The organism is Bacteroides fragilis, assembly GCF_019583405.1.
Lineage (GTDB): Bacteria > Bacteroidota > Bacteroidia > Bacteroidales > Bacteroidaceae > Bacteroides > Bacteroides fragilis_B.
In genome coordinates, this window is sequence record NZ_SZUU01000001.1 from 788213 (window position 1) to 804948 (window position 16736).

The window sequence follows — 16736 nt, forward strand, 5'->3', positions numbered from 1 at the left end:
ATTATTTTTTACGTCCTTGTTCGATCTGGCAAATCAAAGCTTTCAGGTCTTCAACAGATAACCCTTCTTCCTCAATAAATGCCGATACAACATTGGTGTAGGAATTATCATAATATTGAGAAACAACTTCATGAAGAGCGGAGCGCTTATACTGTTTCTCTGAGATCAAGGCAAAATACTGATAGGTATTGCCGTAAGCTTTATATCCGACAAACCCTTTTTCTTCAAGCCCACGTACGATAGTAGATACTGTATTATAATGGGGTTTGGGCTCGTCATAATACTTCAGAAGTTCACGGACAAACATTGCACCTTCTTTCCAGAATATGCGCATGATCTCTTCTTCTTTGGCAGTAAGTCTTTTCATCGTAATTAAACATTAAAAGGTTCGTATACCGCAAAGATAATAAATCATTCAGAACAAACAACTAATATTATTAGTTATTAAACTAACAACATAAGTTATTTAACTAATCTTAGCAGGAGATTAGAAGACTACCTTATTATATAAGAAAATTATCTTTTCCGAGGCAAGACCCAATGCAAAACCAGATATCCCAATATACCTGCTATTACCGTACCGGACAAAACACCGAGTTTGGCCTGGTTCAATAATACAGGATGGGCGGAACCGAACGAAAGATTGGCAATGAAAAGCGATACCGTAAAGCCTATTCCACCCAGTAATGCCACTCCGGATATATTCTTCCAGTTCATCCCCAAAGGCATCGGAGTAAGACCGCTTTTGACAGCCAGCCAGGTAAAAGAATAAATCCCCAGAAACTTGCCTGCCAATAGCCCCAGAGCAACCGCATAGGTAACTCCGCCAATGACCTCGCCTTCACCACTGAACATAACACCGGCATTGACAAAAGCGAATAATGGAAGAACAAGGTAATTCACCGCACCATGCAAGTTATCCTCAAGCGACTGAAGCGGACTGATGACTCTGTCGGAAGCCGACTCAACCTCCTTCAGCTTAGCTATCTGCTGGTTAGTCAATACAATATTGTTTGCTCCCATTTCGGGGAATGTACTGATAATACGCCGGATACGCTCAATATAAGTACCAACATTCAACTGAGGTTTGGCGGGAATAACAAAAGCCAGAATGACACCGGAAATCGTACTATGGATACCTGATTGCAGGAAAAGATACCAGATAACCACACCGACAACTAAAAAGAAAATCTTATTAGTGGCTCCCTTCTTACCTATAAAATATAACAGTACGTAAAGTAACGCCGCCCATAACAAATACTCATAAGCCACATGTGAACTGTAAAAGATAGCAATCACCAAAATGCCGCCTATATCATCGACTACCGCAAAAGCTGTAAGGAAGATTTTCAAACTTAGCGGCACACGCTTGCCCAACAGACTGAGTACTCCCAAAGAAAAGGCAATATCGGTTGCCATAGGGATAGCCAGTCCTTGCCCGCCTTCAGTGCCCGGAGCACAAACCATGGAATAGATGACAACAGGCACTACCATTCCGCCACATGCGGCAATGAATGGCAGTGCAGCTTTACGGAACGAGGAAAGCTCGCCTACCAGTAACTCTCGCTTAATCTCCAGTCCGACCATCAAGAAGAAAATCGTCATCAGTCCGTCATTAATGAACTCAATCATCGTCAGATTGTGTCCCGCATGCGAAAGTAAATTAAAGCCTCCGATACGAAAATGAAGTTCATGCGACAAAAACTCCTGATACACCGATGCTGCCGGAGAGTTAGCGATTACCGCAGCGGCAATCGCTGTGACAAACAATAGAATACTCGCCGTAATATTCATCGACGAGAAATCCTTCATCGAACGTAAAACTGTCATAATAGGTATATATAATATTAGATTTAAGCAATTCTATGACACGGCTAAGTTGTATAGCTTCGCAATGCCAACTTCTTCACCCATAGTACAAAGATACCGGTCAAAATCAAATTCAATACAATGGTCAGCACTGAAATAACCAATGCAGGACCACCCAAGTTGTATCCGAGGGCAATAAAGATGACTCCGGCTCCTACTTCACCACGGGTAAACATACCGATAGAAAGCGCCAAGCGTTCGCTGAACTTCCTCTCCCGGTAAAAGAACACAGGAAACAGCTTACCGATATTTGAAAGCAGTGAAACAATCAATACGTGAAGTGCTATCATTCCCCACGACATCATTTCCTGCGAACCTGTCACCGAATGGGTTCCGGCATGTGTCTCGGCAAAGTTCACCCCAATGAAATGCGGCATGCTCATACCTACCAAGAACATAAACAGGAACGAAACCCCTGTTGAAACTTTATGCTCGACAGGAGTATCTATTTCTTTGTGTTTCATGATCATACCCAGCACAAAAGCCGGCAACAACACCTCGATGTGAATACTCCCCTCTTCGCCATAGAGCTGCTTACTAAAATAGTAAACGGCTTGGGTAGCAACAAACACAAGCACCGAATAGCCCATTATCGCTTTCCAGTCCTGACGCCAGTTATACCTTCCCAACTGTTTCCAACCCAATGAAAGCAATAAGAAGACAATAAAGACGACCACGATCAGCTGCCAGCGCAAACCAATCATCATTATCTGCAGGGGAATCATTAACAAAATGGTATCGAGGTCATCAAAAATTGCCAGGACCTGAATCTTTTTATAAATCCAACTTGATTTAAGTCCGATAGCGGCGAGCATCGTGAAAAGAATACCGGCCGATGTAGGAGCAGCGAAACGGCTTAACAGCAGATTCTCTTTCCAAGCCTCCCAACTGTTCCAGAATTCTGGCGGCAAAAGCACAAATACATAATAGATAGCAATCAGGAACCAAGGCATGGCGGCAGTAGCCATCGCAATGAAGTAGTCTCCGGCATAACTTCGCCAACGGGTCTTATCAACTTCAAACTCACGCCCTACGTTAATCATAATAAAACTCAGGCAGATGTAAAGAAGAATGTTAGATACAATTTTTACGGTAGCATATCCTTCACCTGCCAATAACGGCAAGTATTGTGATAGCAAAAGGCCAATAATCAAAAAGGCCGAAAAAGACAGAACTTTTCTCATTTTTATTGTTTATCGTTGTTTTAAAGGCAATTGCCAGGGAAAGCTCTGCGGACAGATGACAATTGCCTGGTATATTAGAAACTGGCTGCAACAAAATTTGTTCAGAAAGATTCCTGTTTTTTATTACGTTGCAGCCTTTATTTCCTAATCCAGTTTAAGCACGGCAAGGAATGCCTTCTGCGGCACTTCCACATTACCGATCTGCTTCATACGTTTTTTTCCTTTTTTCTGCTTCTCAAGCAATTTACGTTTACGGCTGATATCACCTCCGTAACATTTCGCCGTAACATCTTTACGCACAGCCTTGATCGTCTCACGTGCTATGATTTTGGCACCGATGGCAGCTTGGATGGCAATCTCAAACTGCTGTCTCGGAATCAGTTCTTTCAATTTTTCACACATCCGGCGTCCCATATCGTAGGCATTATCGAAATGAGTCAAGGTGGAAAGCGCGTCAACCGATTCGCCATTCAACAGAATATCCAGTTTCACCAACTTAGACGGACGGAAACCATCCGGATGATAATCAAACGAAGCATAACCTTTCGAGATACTCTTCAATCTATCATAGAAGTCGATCACAATCTCGCCCAAAGGCATATTGTAAAACAGCTCGACGCGGTTTCCCGAGATATATTCCTGCTTCAACAGTTCTCCCCGCTTACCAAGACAAAGCGTCATGATAGGTCCGATATAATCGGTCGTTGTAATAATAGAAGCTTTGATATAAGGCTCTTCTATATGGTCGATCATAGTCGGATCGGGCATACCGCCGGGATTATGAACTTCCGTCATATTGCCTTGCTTATCGTAGATATGATAAGATACGTTAGGAACCGTAGTAATGACATTCATATCGAACTCACGATCCAGACGCTCCTGTACTATTTCCATGTGAAGCAACCCCAGGAAACCACAACGGAAACCGAAGCCTAAGGCCAAAGATGATTCCGGTTGGAATGTCAGTGAGGCATCATTCAGCTGCAACTTCTCAAGTGAAGCTCGCAGATCTTCAAATTCTTCGGCTTCGATAGGATAAACTCCGGCAAACACCATCGGTTTCACCTCTTCGAATCCCGCAATCGCTTTATCGCAAGGGCGGGCTACGTGAGTGATCGTATCTCCCACTTTCACCTCTTTCGAAGTCTTAATTCCCGAAATAATATAGCCTACATCTCCCGTCCGAAGTTCCTTGCGTGGAACCATTTCCATTTTCAACACTCCGATTTCGTCTGCAACATACTCTTTTCCGGTATTGAAGAACTTCACTTTGTCCCCCGCACGGATGACTCCGTTCGTTATCTTAAAATAAGCGATGATTCCACGGAATGAGTTGAATACGGAGTCGAATATCAAAGCTTGCAACGGCGCACTTTCATCACCTTGAGGATGAGGTATACGCTCGATGACCGCTGCCAGTATCTCTTCCACACCCATACCGGTCTTACCGGACGCACGGATAATTTCATCCCGCTTACATCCCAGCAGCTCTACGATCTCGTCTTCCACCTCTTCGGGCATGGCACTTGCCATGTCGCACTTGTTAATGATCGGAATGATTTCAAGATCGTGCTCAATAGCCATATAAAGATTTGAGATGGTCTGTGCCTGGACCCCTTGTGATGCATCTACAATAAGCAACGCACCTTCACAGGCAGCTATCGAGCGGGACACTTCATACGAAAAGTCAACATGCCCCGGAGTATCAATCAGGTTCAAAATATACTTTTCCCCCCTGTATGTATACTCCATCTGTATGGCGTGACTTTTAATTGTAATCCCCCTCTCCTTCTCCAGGTCCATATCATCAAGCATCTGCCCTTCTGTCACTTGAATGGTATTAGTGAACTCCAACAAGCGGTCCGCTAATGTTGATTTACCATGGTCGATATGAGCTATGATGCAAAAATTTCTGATTTTATCCATCTGATACTATTATCTTAATTTAATTTGGTGCGCAAATATACACAAATGCCAGAACATAAAAAAATGCGCTGATAACATATCATAATGTATCAACGCATTTTTTTATTGGGGAAGTAATTCACTCCTTAGTTCAATGTAACGAAGAGTTCACCTTCGATTTCCTGAGTAGAGATCTTATCTTCTCTCAACAGCCATCCGAGGCCAAGGAACAAATCTTTATCCACCAATTTAGTTGCTTTCTTAATCTGCTTGGCAGTCAGTCCTTCTGTTCCATTCAGTGCATTCCAGATTTTACCTGCAATTTCACCTGCTTTTTCTTTCAACATTTGCTTTAGAAATTTTAGTTAGACATGAGTTAAAACCCGAACAATTCAGGTTTTATTTCGACTGCAAATATAGTTATAATTATGTTATATAACAGATTATTAGTAACTTTTTTCTCTTTTTTGTAATGAAAACATCAATTTGAAGACTATTTCTTCTCTTTTTCGAGATATTCTGCCCAAATTCTGGCTGCCTCCTCTACCATTTTCGAACAAGGTCTTTTGGCATAATACTGTTCTGTCCGGGCTTCCGGCTCGGACAACACCGGTGCTTTCTTCTTTAAACCAAGCAGTTCGCCACAATTCAACGAACCATTTCGTTTCTTGAATTCGGCCGCAAGCTCTTGCACCAAAGCATAATTGGCAGCCTTTCCCTCACGATCGGCTCCGTCAATTGCCCCCTTCTCCAGTCCGGCAAGCAGAAACATGCCACAGGCAGCGCCACACGTTTCACGCATGCGCCCGATACCTCCGCCAAACGAAGCTGCCATACGCAGCGCCTGCTCTTCAGTAAATCCATACATATCGGCAAATGCAGCTACTACAGACTGCGAACAATTATAGCCGCTCTTGAAAAGCTCAGTAGCACGGCTTATCCTTTCTTCCTTTGTCATTTTATATTTTTTTATTTCTTGCAAAATTATTAAAAAAGTATCTTTGTCGGCAACTAATCAATGATTTTTATGGCAACAACCTTTGACATACAATTGCCACACTATCCACGTGGCTTCCATCTGATCACCCGTGACATCCTTTCTATCCTTCCGGACCTGCCGGAAAACGGATTGCTGGTTGTGTTCATCAAGCATACCTCAGCAGGCATCACTATCAACGAAAATGCCGATCCGGACGTGCGTCATGACTTCAATACGTTTTTCAACAAACTCGTACCCGACGGTGGCCCTTATTTCGTCCACACCCTTGAAGGCCCGGACGATATGAGCGCACACATTAAGGCTTCACTAATCGGAACCTCAGTCAGTATCCCCATCCGGAATCACCGTCTGAACCTCGGAACCTGGCAAGGGATCTACCTGTGTGAATTCCGGAACGGGGGCGACAAACGCAAACTGAGTATTACCATTTTGGAGTAAATCAGCCGATCTCCAACGCCATCGGACAATGATCGGAGTGAACGGCGTTGTTCAGAATAACGGCTTCTTTCAGCAAAGAGCGTACCGGCTCGCTGACCATACAATAATCGATTCTCCACCCTTTGTTCTTGGCACGCGAATTGAAACGGTAACTCCACCAAGTATACTCTTGCTTTTGAGGATAAAGCGTACGGAAAGAATCAATGAAGCCCGCCGACAGGAAACGGGTCATCCATTCCCGTTCTTCGGGCAAGAAACCACTATTGGTAGCATTACGAACCGGATCGTGAATATCGATCGGTTCATGGCAAATGTTATAATCCCCACAAAGAATCAGATTGGGACGTGATTTACGCAATTCCGTCACATACTTCTGGAATGCTTCCAGCCAGACCATCTTAAAAGCCTGGCGTTCGTCTCCGCTTGTGCCCGAAGGATGGTAAACGCTCACCACAGACAAATCACCAAAATCCGCACGAATAAAACGCCCTTCGTTATCATATTCTTCAATTCCCATGCCATATTCTATGTGATCGGGCTTTACTTTGGTCAAGATGGCTACTCCGCTATATCCTTTTTTCTGTGCCGAATAGAGATATGCTTTATATCCAAGTGCCTCAAAAGCCTCTGCCGGATATTGTTCGGGTTGCAGTTTGGTTTCCTGCAGACAAAGCACATCGGGATTTTCCTCGGCCAACCATTCGGGCAGCCCCTTGTTTACTGCGGCACGAAGTCCGTTCACATTATAAGTTATAATTTTCATCTTTTATATTTTACGAGAACAACAACATTATATTCAACACTGTCACTATCACGGCAATGGTATAAAGCACGAACGTGCTCCATTTACTATTGACATAATCGCCCATCACCTTACGCGAAGAGGTCAGACCGACCTGCAAAAAAACCGTAAACGGCAACTGGATACTCAGCACCATCTGAGAGATGATCAGACCCTTAAACGGATCACCGATAAAGAAAATCAGCAGCAACGCAATGCCCAACGACAGAATAACCCCTACCTGAGAGTGACTATCCTTAATGTGGTATGATTCGCCAAAGATACCGGCGAAAATAGATCCGGCCGCCATCCCGCTGGTAATCGTAGATGAGATACCCGCCATAAGCAGGGCTAAAGCAAAAACAATAGCCGCATTACTTCCCAACAGGGGTTCGAGCAATGATTTCGCCTGCTGCAGCTCTTCAACCTGAATGCCACTTTTAAAGAAGGTAGCGGCTGCCAACAGAATCATGGCACTGTTGATGGCCCATCCTATAATCATTGAAAAGAGCGTATCAAACAATTCGTACTTCAACACTTTCTTTATGGACGCTGTATCCTGCTTATTGTATTCGTGGCTCTGAATCACCTCCGAATGCAGGAAAAGATTGTGAGGCATCACCACAGCACCCAGCACACTCATAATAATGAGCATGCTCCCCTTAGGTATAGCCGGCGTCACCCACCCTTCTACTGCCATAGGCCAGTCAATATCCACCAAAAAGAGTTCATAGATGAACGACAAGCCGATCACCGACACAAAAGCAATGATGGAGCGCTCTATTTTCTTATATGAATTTGTAAAAAGCATGATGGAAACAAAAACGGTAGTCAGAACGGCCCCCCAGACAATAGGAATGTCGAGCAACATTTCCAGTGCTATGGCCCCTCCCAGAATCTCGGCCAGTGATGTAGAGATGGAAGCAAGTACGGCCGTCCCCAGTATGGGACGCGATACCCACTTGGGCGTATACTGCGTTGCCGCCTCCGAAAGGCAAAGCCCTGTCACGATTCCCAAGTGAGCAACATTGTGTTGCAATATGATCAGCATGATGGTGGACAGCGTAACCACCCATAACAGTGAGTAACCAAATTCTGAACCTGCCGCAAAATTAGAAGCCCAATTGCCCGGATCAATAAAACCTACAGTAACCAATAAACCGGGACCAATATATCTGAAGACGTCCAAACCTCCCAGATAGCGTTTGTGGTCTTTACTTTTTAAATCTTTAAAAATATTTTTCATAAGGATGTCATGTCTCTTGTTTTTCTTCTAATTCATAAAATCTATCTACAAAGATAGTTATTAATAACAAGCGAGAACCTTGTTCGGTTCACTTTTAACAACTATCTTTGCCCAATATTCACACATTAAAAAGATTAAGCAAATGAAAAAAATTATTCTCGGAGCATGCGCTGTTCTTTTCACGCTTGCTTCTTGCCAACAGGCCAAACAAAAAGTTTTCGAACTGGCTGCCGAACAAGTAAACAAACAATGCCCCATCACTGTCGATGAAATGACAAGAATGGACAGCACCACTTATTCAGGTAAAGACAATACATTTACCTATTTCTATACCTTAAGCGGCCAGGCTGACGACCCTACCATGTCAGAACAACTGAAGAAATCATTGGAAGAAACCCTGCCGGAAACAATAAAGAACACTGAAGAGATGAAAGTGTACAGAGAATCGGATGTGACCATTAAATACATCTATCTGTCAGGCAAAACAAAGGAAGAGCTGATTCAAGTAACAGTTACTCCCGATATGTATAAATAAGAAATCGGTTTATATAAAAATAAGAGAGGCGGTCAACTTTGAGTTGCCGCCTCTCTTATTTTTATATACAGCCTCTAAATGATGTTTACAGAAGCTTTGTTACTCCGTAACAGAGTCTGCGTTGACATCAAATACAGCCTTTATTTTTCTTAGAAACCCATCTCGTGCAAAGCACGGCATAGTTGATCGGGACATGAAGTAGAGCGAGCCCCGCACCGAATCCCTTCAAGTTTCGTAATGACATCCGACACAGGCATTCCGGTCACCAGACGTGAAATTCCTTGCAGATTACCGTTACATCCACCCCAGAAAGCCACTTCCTTCACAATATTATTCTCCACCTCCAATTCGATGTTTGTGCTGCAAGTACCCTGAGTTTTATAAACGTATTTCATTACTCTTCGCCTTCGTTATCTGCAGGCTTCATGTTGGTGTACACATTCTGTACATCCTCGTCTTCTTCCAGGCGCTCTACCATCTTATCAATGGTGGCACGTTGTTCCGGTGTCAGATCTTTTTCGTCATTCGGAATACGGGTAAACTCAGCACCTTTCACCTCGAAGCCATTCTCTTCAAGATATTTCTGAATCTGGGCAAACGACTTCGGATCACCGTAAAGCGTGATTTCATCTTCGTCTTCATCATACTCTTCCTCTACCCCGTAATCGATCAGTTCCAGAATCAGATCGTCCATATCCACGCCTTCTTTCTTTGTAATGGTGAACATTGACTTCCAGCTGAACATAAAATCAAGACTGCCTGAAGTACCCAATGTTCCGCCAAACTTATTGAAAACGCTACGAACGTTGGCAACAGTACGGGTTGTGTTATCTGTAGCTGTTTCTACAAATACCGCAATACCGAAAGGACCGTAACCTTCATAATTCATTTCCTTATAGTCCTTCTGGTCTTTACCCATGGCATTCTTGATAGCGCGTTCCACGTTATCCTTCGGCATGTTCTCACGTTTTGCAGTAGCAACAACCGCACGCAGATGCGGGTTGTTTTCGGGATCAGGACCGCCGGCTTTTACAGCGATAGCAATTTGTTTACCGATTCTCGTAAATGTACGGGCCATGTTGCCCCATCTTTTCAGCTTGGTAGCTTTTCTATATTCGAACGCTCTTCCCATTGGTTTAAAATATTTGCCTCACCCCGCTTCTAATTCAGAGAAGAAGCGGGCATGAGTTTTATTAATTATTTAATTGTTGTTTCTATATTATATATTTATCTGAGTTTGGCTCCCAGTTTGTCTTCCAGGTTCTTCACCAGTTTCGACATGATCTTATCAATCATCTTATCGTTTAGAGTCTGGTTTTCATCCTGAAGCAAGAAGCTGACAGCATAAGATTTCTTTCCGGCTTCAAGATTCTTGCCTTCGTAAACATCAAACAAAGAAACCTCTTTCAAGAGTTTCTTCTCTGTTTCATAAGCGATCTTTTCAATCTCGGCAAACTGTACCTTCTTATCCAGCAACAGAGCCAAGTCACGTTTCACAGCCGGGAACTTAGAAATCTCTTTATAGCTTACTTTTACTGAACGAATCGCTTTCATCAGCTCTTTCCAGTTTAAGTCAGCGTAATAGACTTCATTATCAACATCAAAAGCTTTCAGCATCTTCTTGGTAACGACACCGAATGTAGCCAGCCTCTTGCCACCTTTAGTATTTACCGTCAAGGCCGTAGAATAAATATCATCACTCAGGTTGCCCACTACCAGAGAGTGCAAATCCAATCCTAAACGTTTGAAAATATTCTCCACATAAGCCTTCAATTCGTAGACAGAAGTGTTTTCATCTGCATGTGCCCATGAATTTGATACCATTTTACCGGTCACCCACAGTCCCAAATGATAATCCTCTGAGTAAGGAGCCAAAACTTTCTCCGGATTCTTCTTCTCCGCGTCAAAGTGATAACAGTTACCGAATTCAAAGAATTTCAAATCCGCGTTCTTACGGTTAGCATTATGGGCAATGCTTTCCAATCCACCGAACAACAGTGTCTGTCGCATACAATTCAAATCTGCACTTAGCGGATTCAGCAACATAACCAGATTCTTGGAAGGATAGCTTTCCAAACCGTCGTAATAAGCGGCACGAGTCAAAGAGTTATTCAGGATCTCGTTGAAACCACAACCTACCAACTGTTCAGCCACCAGGTTCTGCAACTTATTCGACTTGTCACAATCTCCTTTTGTAGTCAGGCTCGACTTCAGTGTCGATGGAATTTCCACATTATTATATCCGTAAATACGCAGGATATCTTCAATCACGTCGCAGTCACGCTGTACATCCACACGGTATGGAGGTACGGCCAATGTCAGCCCTTCGGCCGTCTCGTCCATGATTTTCATTTCAAGACTGGTAACAATGCTCTTTATCGTCTCTACCGGAATCACTTTACCAATCAGGCTGTGTACCTTCTCGTAAGTCAACTCGACAATAAAATCCTGTGCAGGAGCAGCACAGACATCTTTAATCTCCGAAGAAATGGTACCTCCGGCAAGTTCCTTTACCATCATGGCCGCCAATTTCAGGCAGTAGATCGTGATATTAGGATCAATACCTCTCTCAAAACGGAAAGAAGCATCTGTATTCAAGCCATGACGACGGGCCGTCTTACGCACCCACGTCGGATGGAAATATGCACTTTCGATAAACACATCCGTTGTGGCCTCTGTAGAACCGGAATCAAGACCTCCGAAAACACCGGCAATACACATAGCGTCTTCTTTGTTACAGATCATCAGATCGCGTTCATTCAACTTACGTTCAACGCCATCCAGCGTGACAAACGTTGTGCCTTCCGGCATTGTTTTCACAATCACCTCGCCCCCTTTTATTTTGTTTGCATCAAAGCAATGAAGCGGTTGCCCGAAAGCATGCACAATGTAATTTGTGATATCCACTACATTATTAATAGGACGCAAACCGATGATGCGAAGTTTATTTTGCAACCATTCCGGACTCTCTTTAACAGTAACCCCTTTCACAGTAACGCCCGCATAACGTGGGCATGCCTCACTGTTTTCTACAGTTACCTTGATGTCCAGATCATGATTTTCGACAGCAAAAGCATCGACAGACGGTCTGGTCAGTGCAGCCTGTTTGCCATTCTGTACCAGATAAGCGTACAAGTCGCGTGCCACCCCATAGTGTGAACAAGCGTCAGCACGGTTCGGAGTAATATCTACTTCAAGTACATAGTCGCTCTTTACATTATAATAATCTTTCGCAAGAGTACCCGGTACGGCATCTTCCGGCAATACGATGATGCCGTCATGTGAAGTTCCGATCCCGATTTCATCTTCAGCACATATCATACCGATCGACTCCACGCCGCGAATCTTTGATTTCTTAATAGTAAAACATTCGTCACCGTCATAGAGCTTCGTGCCCAAAGTGGCAACAACGACTTTCTGTCCGGCAGCTACGTTTGGAGCTCCGCACACAATCTGAGTAGGTTCGCCGTTACCCAAATTTACGGTTGTGATGTGTAAATGGTCTGAATTGGGATGTTCCACGCAAGTCAGCACCTCGCCAATCACGAGGCCTTCCAACCCGCCTTTAATCGTTTGAACTTCTTCTACTCCACCTGTTTCCAGTCCGATAGAAGTCAGCGCAGCCGCCACTTCATCGGGCGTCAGATCGAAATTGACATACTCTTTCAGCCAATTATAAGAGATATTCATATCATTAAGTTTTTTATGTTTTCAAAAGTGACCCGCAAAGTTAATAAGATTTTTTGGTTGATGGGGAATGAATGGTTATAAAAAAACTCCCGGTCAGCTTTAAAAAAGATGGCCGGGAGGCATTTTCTATCAGAGTCGATATCATGATATCATTTCATAGCCGGATGCAAATGGAAATATTTCTTCATAAATAAGATATACACCATACTTAGTATGACAATTGTGCCCAATAAATAACAATAGCCCCAACCGGGAGTTAACAGATAACCAACAATAATTATGGTTTGTGATGTCATGTAAATCAGTGAAACCACCACATGCGGGATCTTCAGTTCATTTGCCATCAACTGATATAAGTGTTTCCGATGTGGCAAACCAATATTTTCATGTAGCATAAGCCGATGGATAATAGTCAGCACACTATCTACCCCATAAACCACAAGCAAAACAATCCAACTGAAATTCTCTGTTCGAATTATTAGTTTACCTATCAGGAAAAGAATCACAAAGGCAATACTGACCGATCCCACATCCCCGGCAAAGCATTTGGCCTTCTTGCGAAAATTGAAAAAATTAAATACCAACACAGCACAAAGCATAGTGTATATCAGATCCTCCTCCACAAAACGGACAATTTGCACATTGATAAAAGCTAAAGCAAGTAATACAACCCAAGAATACCCTCCCGTAATGCCATTAATCCCATCCATAAAGTTATAAGCATTGATAATGCCTGTACATACAATCAAGGCAACAAGGATAGTCCACCAAGGCAGACTGAATAATCCCCATTGATAAAACATCAAGGCCATTGCAGTAAAATGAAAAACTAAACGCAATCCCTGAGAGGTAGAGCGAATGTCGTCCACAAAACTAATAAAGGTTATCAAAGTCAGAGCCAGCATAAACCAAGGATACTCAAACTGATTTGTCAGAAAATAAGCCAACGTACCAAAGTAGAAAATAATACCTCCACCCCGTAGCGTGATCCGGGTATGCGAACTCCGTTCGTTCGGTTTATCGATGATATTGCATTTATCAGCAATACGGAAATAAAAAAGTTCTACTAAGAATAGCAGAACTAAGATTATCAGATAATACATAAGTTATTCATTCTTGTCTATTAAATGAAACCAAAACTGAAGCCCTAAAAAGACTAAAGCTGCCAATCCGGTCAAAATGCCCATAATCCAAAGAAAAGTTTCCATCCACACTTTCTTCTATTCTATAAGAAAAGTCTCCAGTACATTCATGGGCTTCCACTTGAGTTCTCGTACAGCCTTTTCATTACTAAAGGTCAAAGAGCTTGTGATTTTACGAAGTTTCAATGAATTGATCGGAGCTTTTTCACCCAAGCAATCTCCAATGACAGCCATACTTTTAGCCAACCAATAAGGAATAGATATTGGTCTTTTTTTATTCAATTGCTTACATACCACCATCTCTAATTCACGAAAACTCGGCTGGTAACTGTCACAAACATTATATATTCCACCCTTTTCTATTAACATAGGAAGAAGATTTGCAATATCCTGAACCATCAGAACACTTTTCCGGGCTTTTCCCCCGGCAATACTTAAGTACTTATCATTTCTAATCCCACGAATCATCGCTCCTAAATTTCCAGGAGGATTAGGTCCGGCAATCAATGAAGGACGAAGTATACTTAACTTTACATTATGCATAGCACACCACCCTTCCAAGTATTTCTCGGCCTTAATCTTACTCAAAGCATAAGGAGTAGTTCCATTTAAAGGATGCTCTTCCGTAATATTCTCACCCGAATCACAACCATAAACGGCAACGGTACTAATAAAAATGAAAGCTTTAGGAATACCACTTTGTTCCAAAGCAGCACATAAGTTCTTAGTACCTTGTAAGTTAACATCAAAAAAAGCTTGTTTTTCCAATTCGCTTTTAGGAGTAGAATGCGCTTTACCTGCAGCATGAAATACGACATCAAATGTACCTGTTAAATTAGGTATTTCCCAAGCAAGATTTACATTATAATTATCCTCTAAAGTGAGCCCAACAGTTTCAATAACATATTTTTTCTTCAACAACGGGTATATGTTATTTCCCAAAAAGCCGGAACCTCCTGTAAATAAAAGTTTCATAAACAAAAAATTATTGGAAATATTGTTTCAATTTAGGTAATAAACGAAACAATGGATATAAGCAACTAACAGGTATATTATTCTTTCTAAAAGCATTGATACATTCTATATTACCCTTACTTATATTGGATAAATTTTTACTAGTTGTCCCTCCTAAACGCATCCTAACCAAAGGTTCCGGAAGATAGTGTAACTTAATATGATACTTTTCTATTAAGCGAAGCATTAATTCAAAATCTGCGGCAAACTTAAAATCCAAATCAAAAGCTCCATACTTATGATACACCTCTTTTTTCACATAAAACGTGGGATGTGCAGGATGCCAACCTTTGGCAAAGCTCCTCTGTTTCCCAGAAACCCAATGACGTACTATCTTTGATATATCGTTTTGAGCAACATAATACAAATCAGCATAAACAGCATCAATTGTTTCATCAGTCTCAAAGCATCTTACCACTTTCTCTATCGCCGCAGGATCAGCCAACACATCATCTGAATTTATAATTCCAATTATATCTCCAGTTGCCATAGAAAATCCCTTATTCATAGCATCATAGAGTCCATCATCTTTTTCAGAGATCCAAAACATACGCCCATTAAATAAAGGTTCATACATTTTCATTAAACCAATTGTATTGTCTTGAGAAAAACCATCTATAAGAATATATTCTATATCCATATATGTTTGATATAGAACAGAATCTAATGTATAAAGTAGTGTTTGTTCACTATTAAAAGTCACAGTAATTAAAGATACTTTCATAAATACACATCTTTCACATTTATATACATTTATTTTTTAACACAAACAAAACAAACATGTAAAAATAAAACTCATAATAATACACATCTTGTCACAGTTTAGATAATAACGCCTCTTTATATATAGCTAATATTTGAGCATACATTCTATCCCAAGAAAATCTTTTTGCATTCTTAAGGCCATTTAGAATTATATTATTTCTATGCTCTAAATCTTCTAATAATAAGATACATCTATTAACTTCTGCTATTGTCAAGCTTTGAAGTAGTAACGGAGTATCCCCTATTATCTCAGGTATTGAAGATGAATTATATGCAATAACAGGACACCCTGCTTTTTGCGCTTCTAAAATAGGAATGCCAAAACCTTCATATGAAGAGGGATAAAGCAATGCAAAAGCATTATTATACAATGTATTTAGCTCTTCATTAGAAACTCTACCAACATGACGGTAACGTTCTTCACCTAATTTAATATTCAATATTTTTCTTTCTCCCAGAGATAAAGAAGCCCCAACTATGACCAAATTATAGTGTGATTGCATCACAGCATCAATTGTAAACATAAAGTTTTTATATTCCGCTCTAGAACCAACAAAAACAATATATTGCTTGATATTAAACGGGACTTTAGTCAAACTATTATTACCTGATAAAACAAAATAATCATCTGAAACCCCATTATAAACCACTCTTACCTTTGCTGGATCTACTTCAGGGACAAACTTCAATAAATCTTTTTTTGTATTTTCTGAAACACATATTATATAATCTGAATTACGAATAGAATAATATTTTTGCCATAAATGTATTCTTCCTCTTATACCCTTTATATAATATTCATATATAAAATCATGAACAGTTGTTATATTAATTGCAAAAGGATTTATTGAAAATCTATAATAAGAAGAATGAAAAATAAAAGGTTCCTTAATAGATGATAACCGTACTGGAATATATCGTTGAACTGGTAAATAGAGCAATCTTGAAATAAGGATTTTCCTTGAAGAAATGTTCATTTTACCACAATAAATATTATCAGGACAAGTATTATACTGAAGGAACAAAATATCCAAACATTCTTCTTTATTTAATCTACTAATTAATTCATTCCATACGACAGAAACCCCTCCGGATTTTTGCAAATAAAAAATTATATTATCTAAAATCAACATTTTTAAAATTCAAATTATACTATTTGACAACTAA

At 41.2% G+C, this 16736-nt stretch carries 17 protein-coding genes; 2 read left to right on the forward strand and 15 right to left on the reverse strand.

The genetic code is table 11. The features are described 5' to 3' along the window. Nucleotide 1: 1 nt before the first annotated feature. The 6 genes from FDF36_RS03390 to FDF36_RS03415 all read right to left on the reverse strand — a co-directional run bounded on the left by FDF36_RS03390 (nt 2) and on the right by FDF36_RS03415 (nt 5916). Nucleotides 2–367, reverse strand: a complete 366-nt coding sequence (locus FDF36_RS03390; protein ID WP_220390327.1) for a BlaI/MecI/CopY family transcriptional regulator — start codon at nt 365–367, stop codon at nt 2–4. Between the two features lie 149 nt (nt 368–516). Continuing rightward, entirely contained in the window at nt 517–1830 is a 1314-nt protein-coding gene (gene nhaA / locus FDF36_RS03395; RefSeq protein WP_220390328.1) for a Na+/H+ antiporter NhaA, read from the reverse strand. Nucleotides 1831–1874: 44 nt separating this feature from the next. Next, a complete protein-coding gene (locus FDF36_RS03400; RefSeq protein WP_220390329.1) occupies nt 1875–3053 on the reverse strand; it encodes a cation:proton antiporter in 1179 nt (392 codons plus the stop codon). Between the two features lie 144 nt (nt 3054–3197). Then, a complete protein-coding gene (gene lepA / locus FDF36_RS03405) occupies nt 3198–4979 on the reverse strand; it encodes a translation elongation factor 4 (protein ID WP_220390330.1) in 1782 nt (593 codons plus the stop codon). Between the two features lie 125 nt (nt 4980–5104). Next, nucleotides 5105–5305 carry a winged helix-turn-helix domain-containing protein gene (locus FDF36_RS03410; protein WP_005788091.1) on the reverse strand — a complete coding sequence of 67 codons (201 nt, stop codon included), beginning with the start codon at nt 5303–5305 and terminating at the stop codon, nt 5105–5107. A 146-nt stretch (nt 5306–5451) separates the two neighbouring features. Then, nucleotides 5452–5916 carry a C-GCAxxG-C-C family protein gene (locus FDF36_RS03415; protein WP_220390331.1) on the reverse strand — a complete coding sequence of 155 codons (465 nt, stop codon included), beginning with the start codon at nt 5914–5916 and terminating at the stop codon, nt 5452–5454. 69 nt (nt 5917–5985) lie between these two features. Between FDF36_RS03415 and FDF36_RS03420 the strand changes: the two genes are divergently transcribed. Next, entirely contained in the window at nt 5986–6396 is a 411-nt protein-coding gene (locus FDF36_RS03420; RefSeq protein WP_220390332.1) for a secondary thiamine-phosphate synthase enzyme YjbQ, read from the forward strand. Nucleotide 6397: 1 nt separating this feature from the next. On the opposite strand, the gene FDF36_RS03425 is transcribed toward FDF36_RS03420, so the two are convergent. Next, nucleotides 6398–7159, reverse strand: coding sequence for an exodeoxyribonuclease III (locus FDF36_RS03425; protein WP_220390333.1), 762 nt, complete (start codon nt 7157–7159; stop codon nt 6398–6400). A gap of 10 nt (nt 7160–7169) precedes the next feature. Continuing rightward, nucleotides 7170–8423, reverse strand: a complete 1254-nt coding sequence (locus FDF36_RS03430) for an Nramp family divalent metal transporter (protein ID WP_005788100.1) — start codon at nt 8421–8423, stop codon at nt 7170–7172. Between the two features lie 142 nt (nt 8424–8565). Between FDF36_RS03430 and FDF36_RS03435 the strand changes: the two genes are divergently transcribed. Then, nucleotides 8566–8958, forward strand: a complete 393-nt coding sequence (locus FDF36_RS03435) for a hypothetical protein (RefSeq protein WP_005788103.1) — start codon at nt 8566–8568, stop codon at nt 8956–8958. 149 nt (nt 8959–9107) lie between these two features. Here the strand turns inward: FDF36_RS03435 and FDF36_RS03440 are convergent, their stop codons facing one another. From FDF36_RS03440 to FDF36_RS03470, 7 genes are all read right to left on the reverse strand, one after another. Beyond that, a complete protein-coding gene (locus tag FDF36_RS03440; protein WP_005788104.1) occupies nt 9108–9353 on the reverse strand; it encodes a TIGR03905 family TSCPD domain-containing protein in 246 nt (81 codons plus the stop codon). Continuing rightward, the gene (locus FDF36_RS03445; protein ID WP_008768977.1) at nt 9353–10090 is read right to left on the reverse strand and encodes a YebC/PmpR family DNA-binding transcriptional regulator; all 738 of its coding nucleotides are present in this window, start codon (nt 10088–10090) and stop codon (nt 9353–9355) included. Before FDF36_RS03445 ends, FDF36_RS03440 begins: the two co-directional genes overlap by 1 nt. Nucleotides 10091–10185: 95 nt before the next feature. Continuing rightward, a complete protein-coding gene (gene pheT, locus FDF36_RS03450) occupies nt 10186–12648 on the reverse strand; it encodes a phenylalanine--tRNA ligase subunit beta (protein WP_220390334.1) in 2463 nt (820 codons plus the stop codon). A 149-nt stretch (nt 12649–12797) separates the two neighbouring features. Then, nucleotides 12798–13751, reverse strand: a complete 954-nt coding sequence (locus FDF36_RS03455) for an MraY family glycosyltransferase (RefSeq protein ID WP_220390335.1) — start codon at nt 13749–13751, stop codon at nt 12798–12800. A 117-nt stretch (nt 13752–13868) separates the two neighbouring features. Beyond that, nucleotides 13869–14765, reverse strand: a complete 897-nt coding sequence (locus FDF36_RS03460; RefSeq protein WP_220390336.1) for an NAD-dependent epimerase/dehydratase family protein — start codon at nt 14763–14765, stop codon at nt 13869–13871. A 10-nt stretch (nt 14766–14775) separates the two neighbouring features. Beyond that, a complete protein-coding gene (locus tag FDF36_RS03465) occupies nt 14776–15528 on the reverse strand; it encodes a glycosyltransferase family 2 protein (RefSeq protein ID WP_220390337.1) in 753 nt (250 codons plus the stop codon). Nucleotides 15529–15619: 91 nt separating this feature from the next. Continuing rightward, the gene (locus FDF36_RS03470) at nt 15620–16702 is read right to left on the reverse strand and encodes a glycosyltransferase family 4 protein (RefSeq protein WP_220390338.1); all 1083 of its coding nucleotides are present in this window, start codon (nt 16700–16702) and stop codon (nt 15620–15622) included. Nucleotides 16703–16736: the final 34 nt, after the last annotated feature.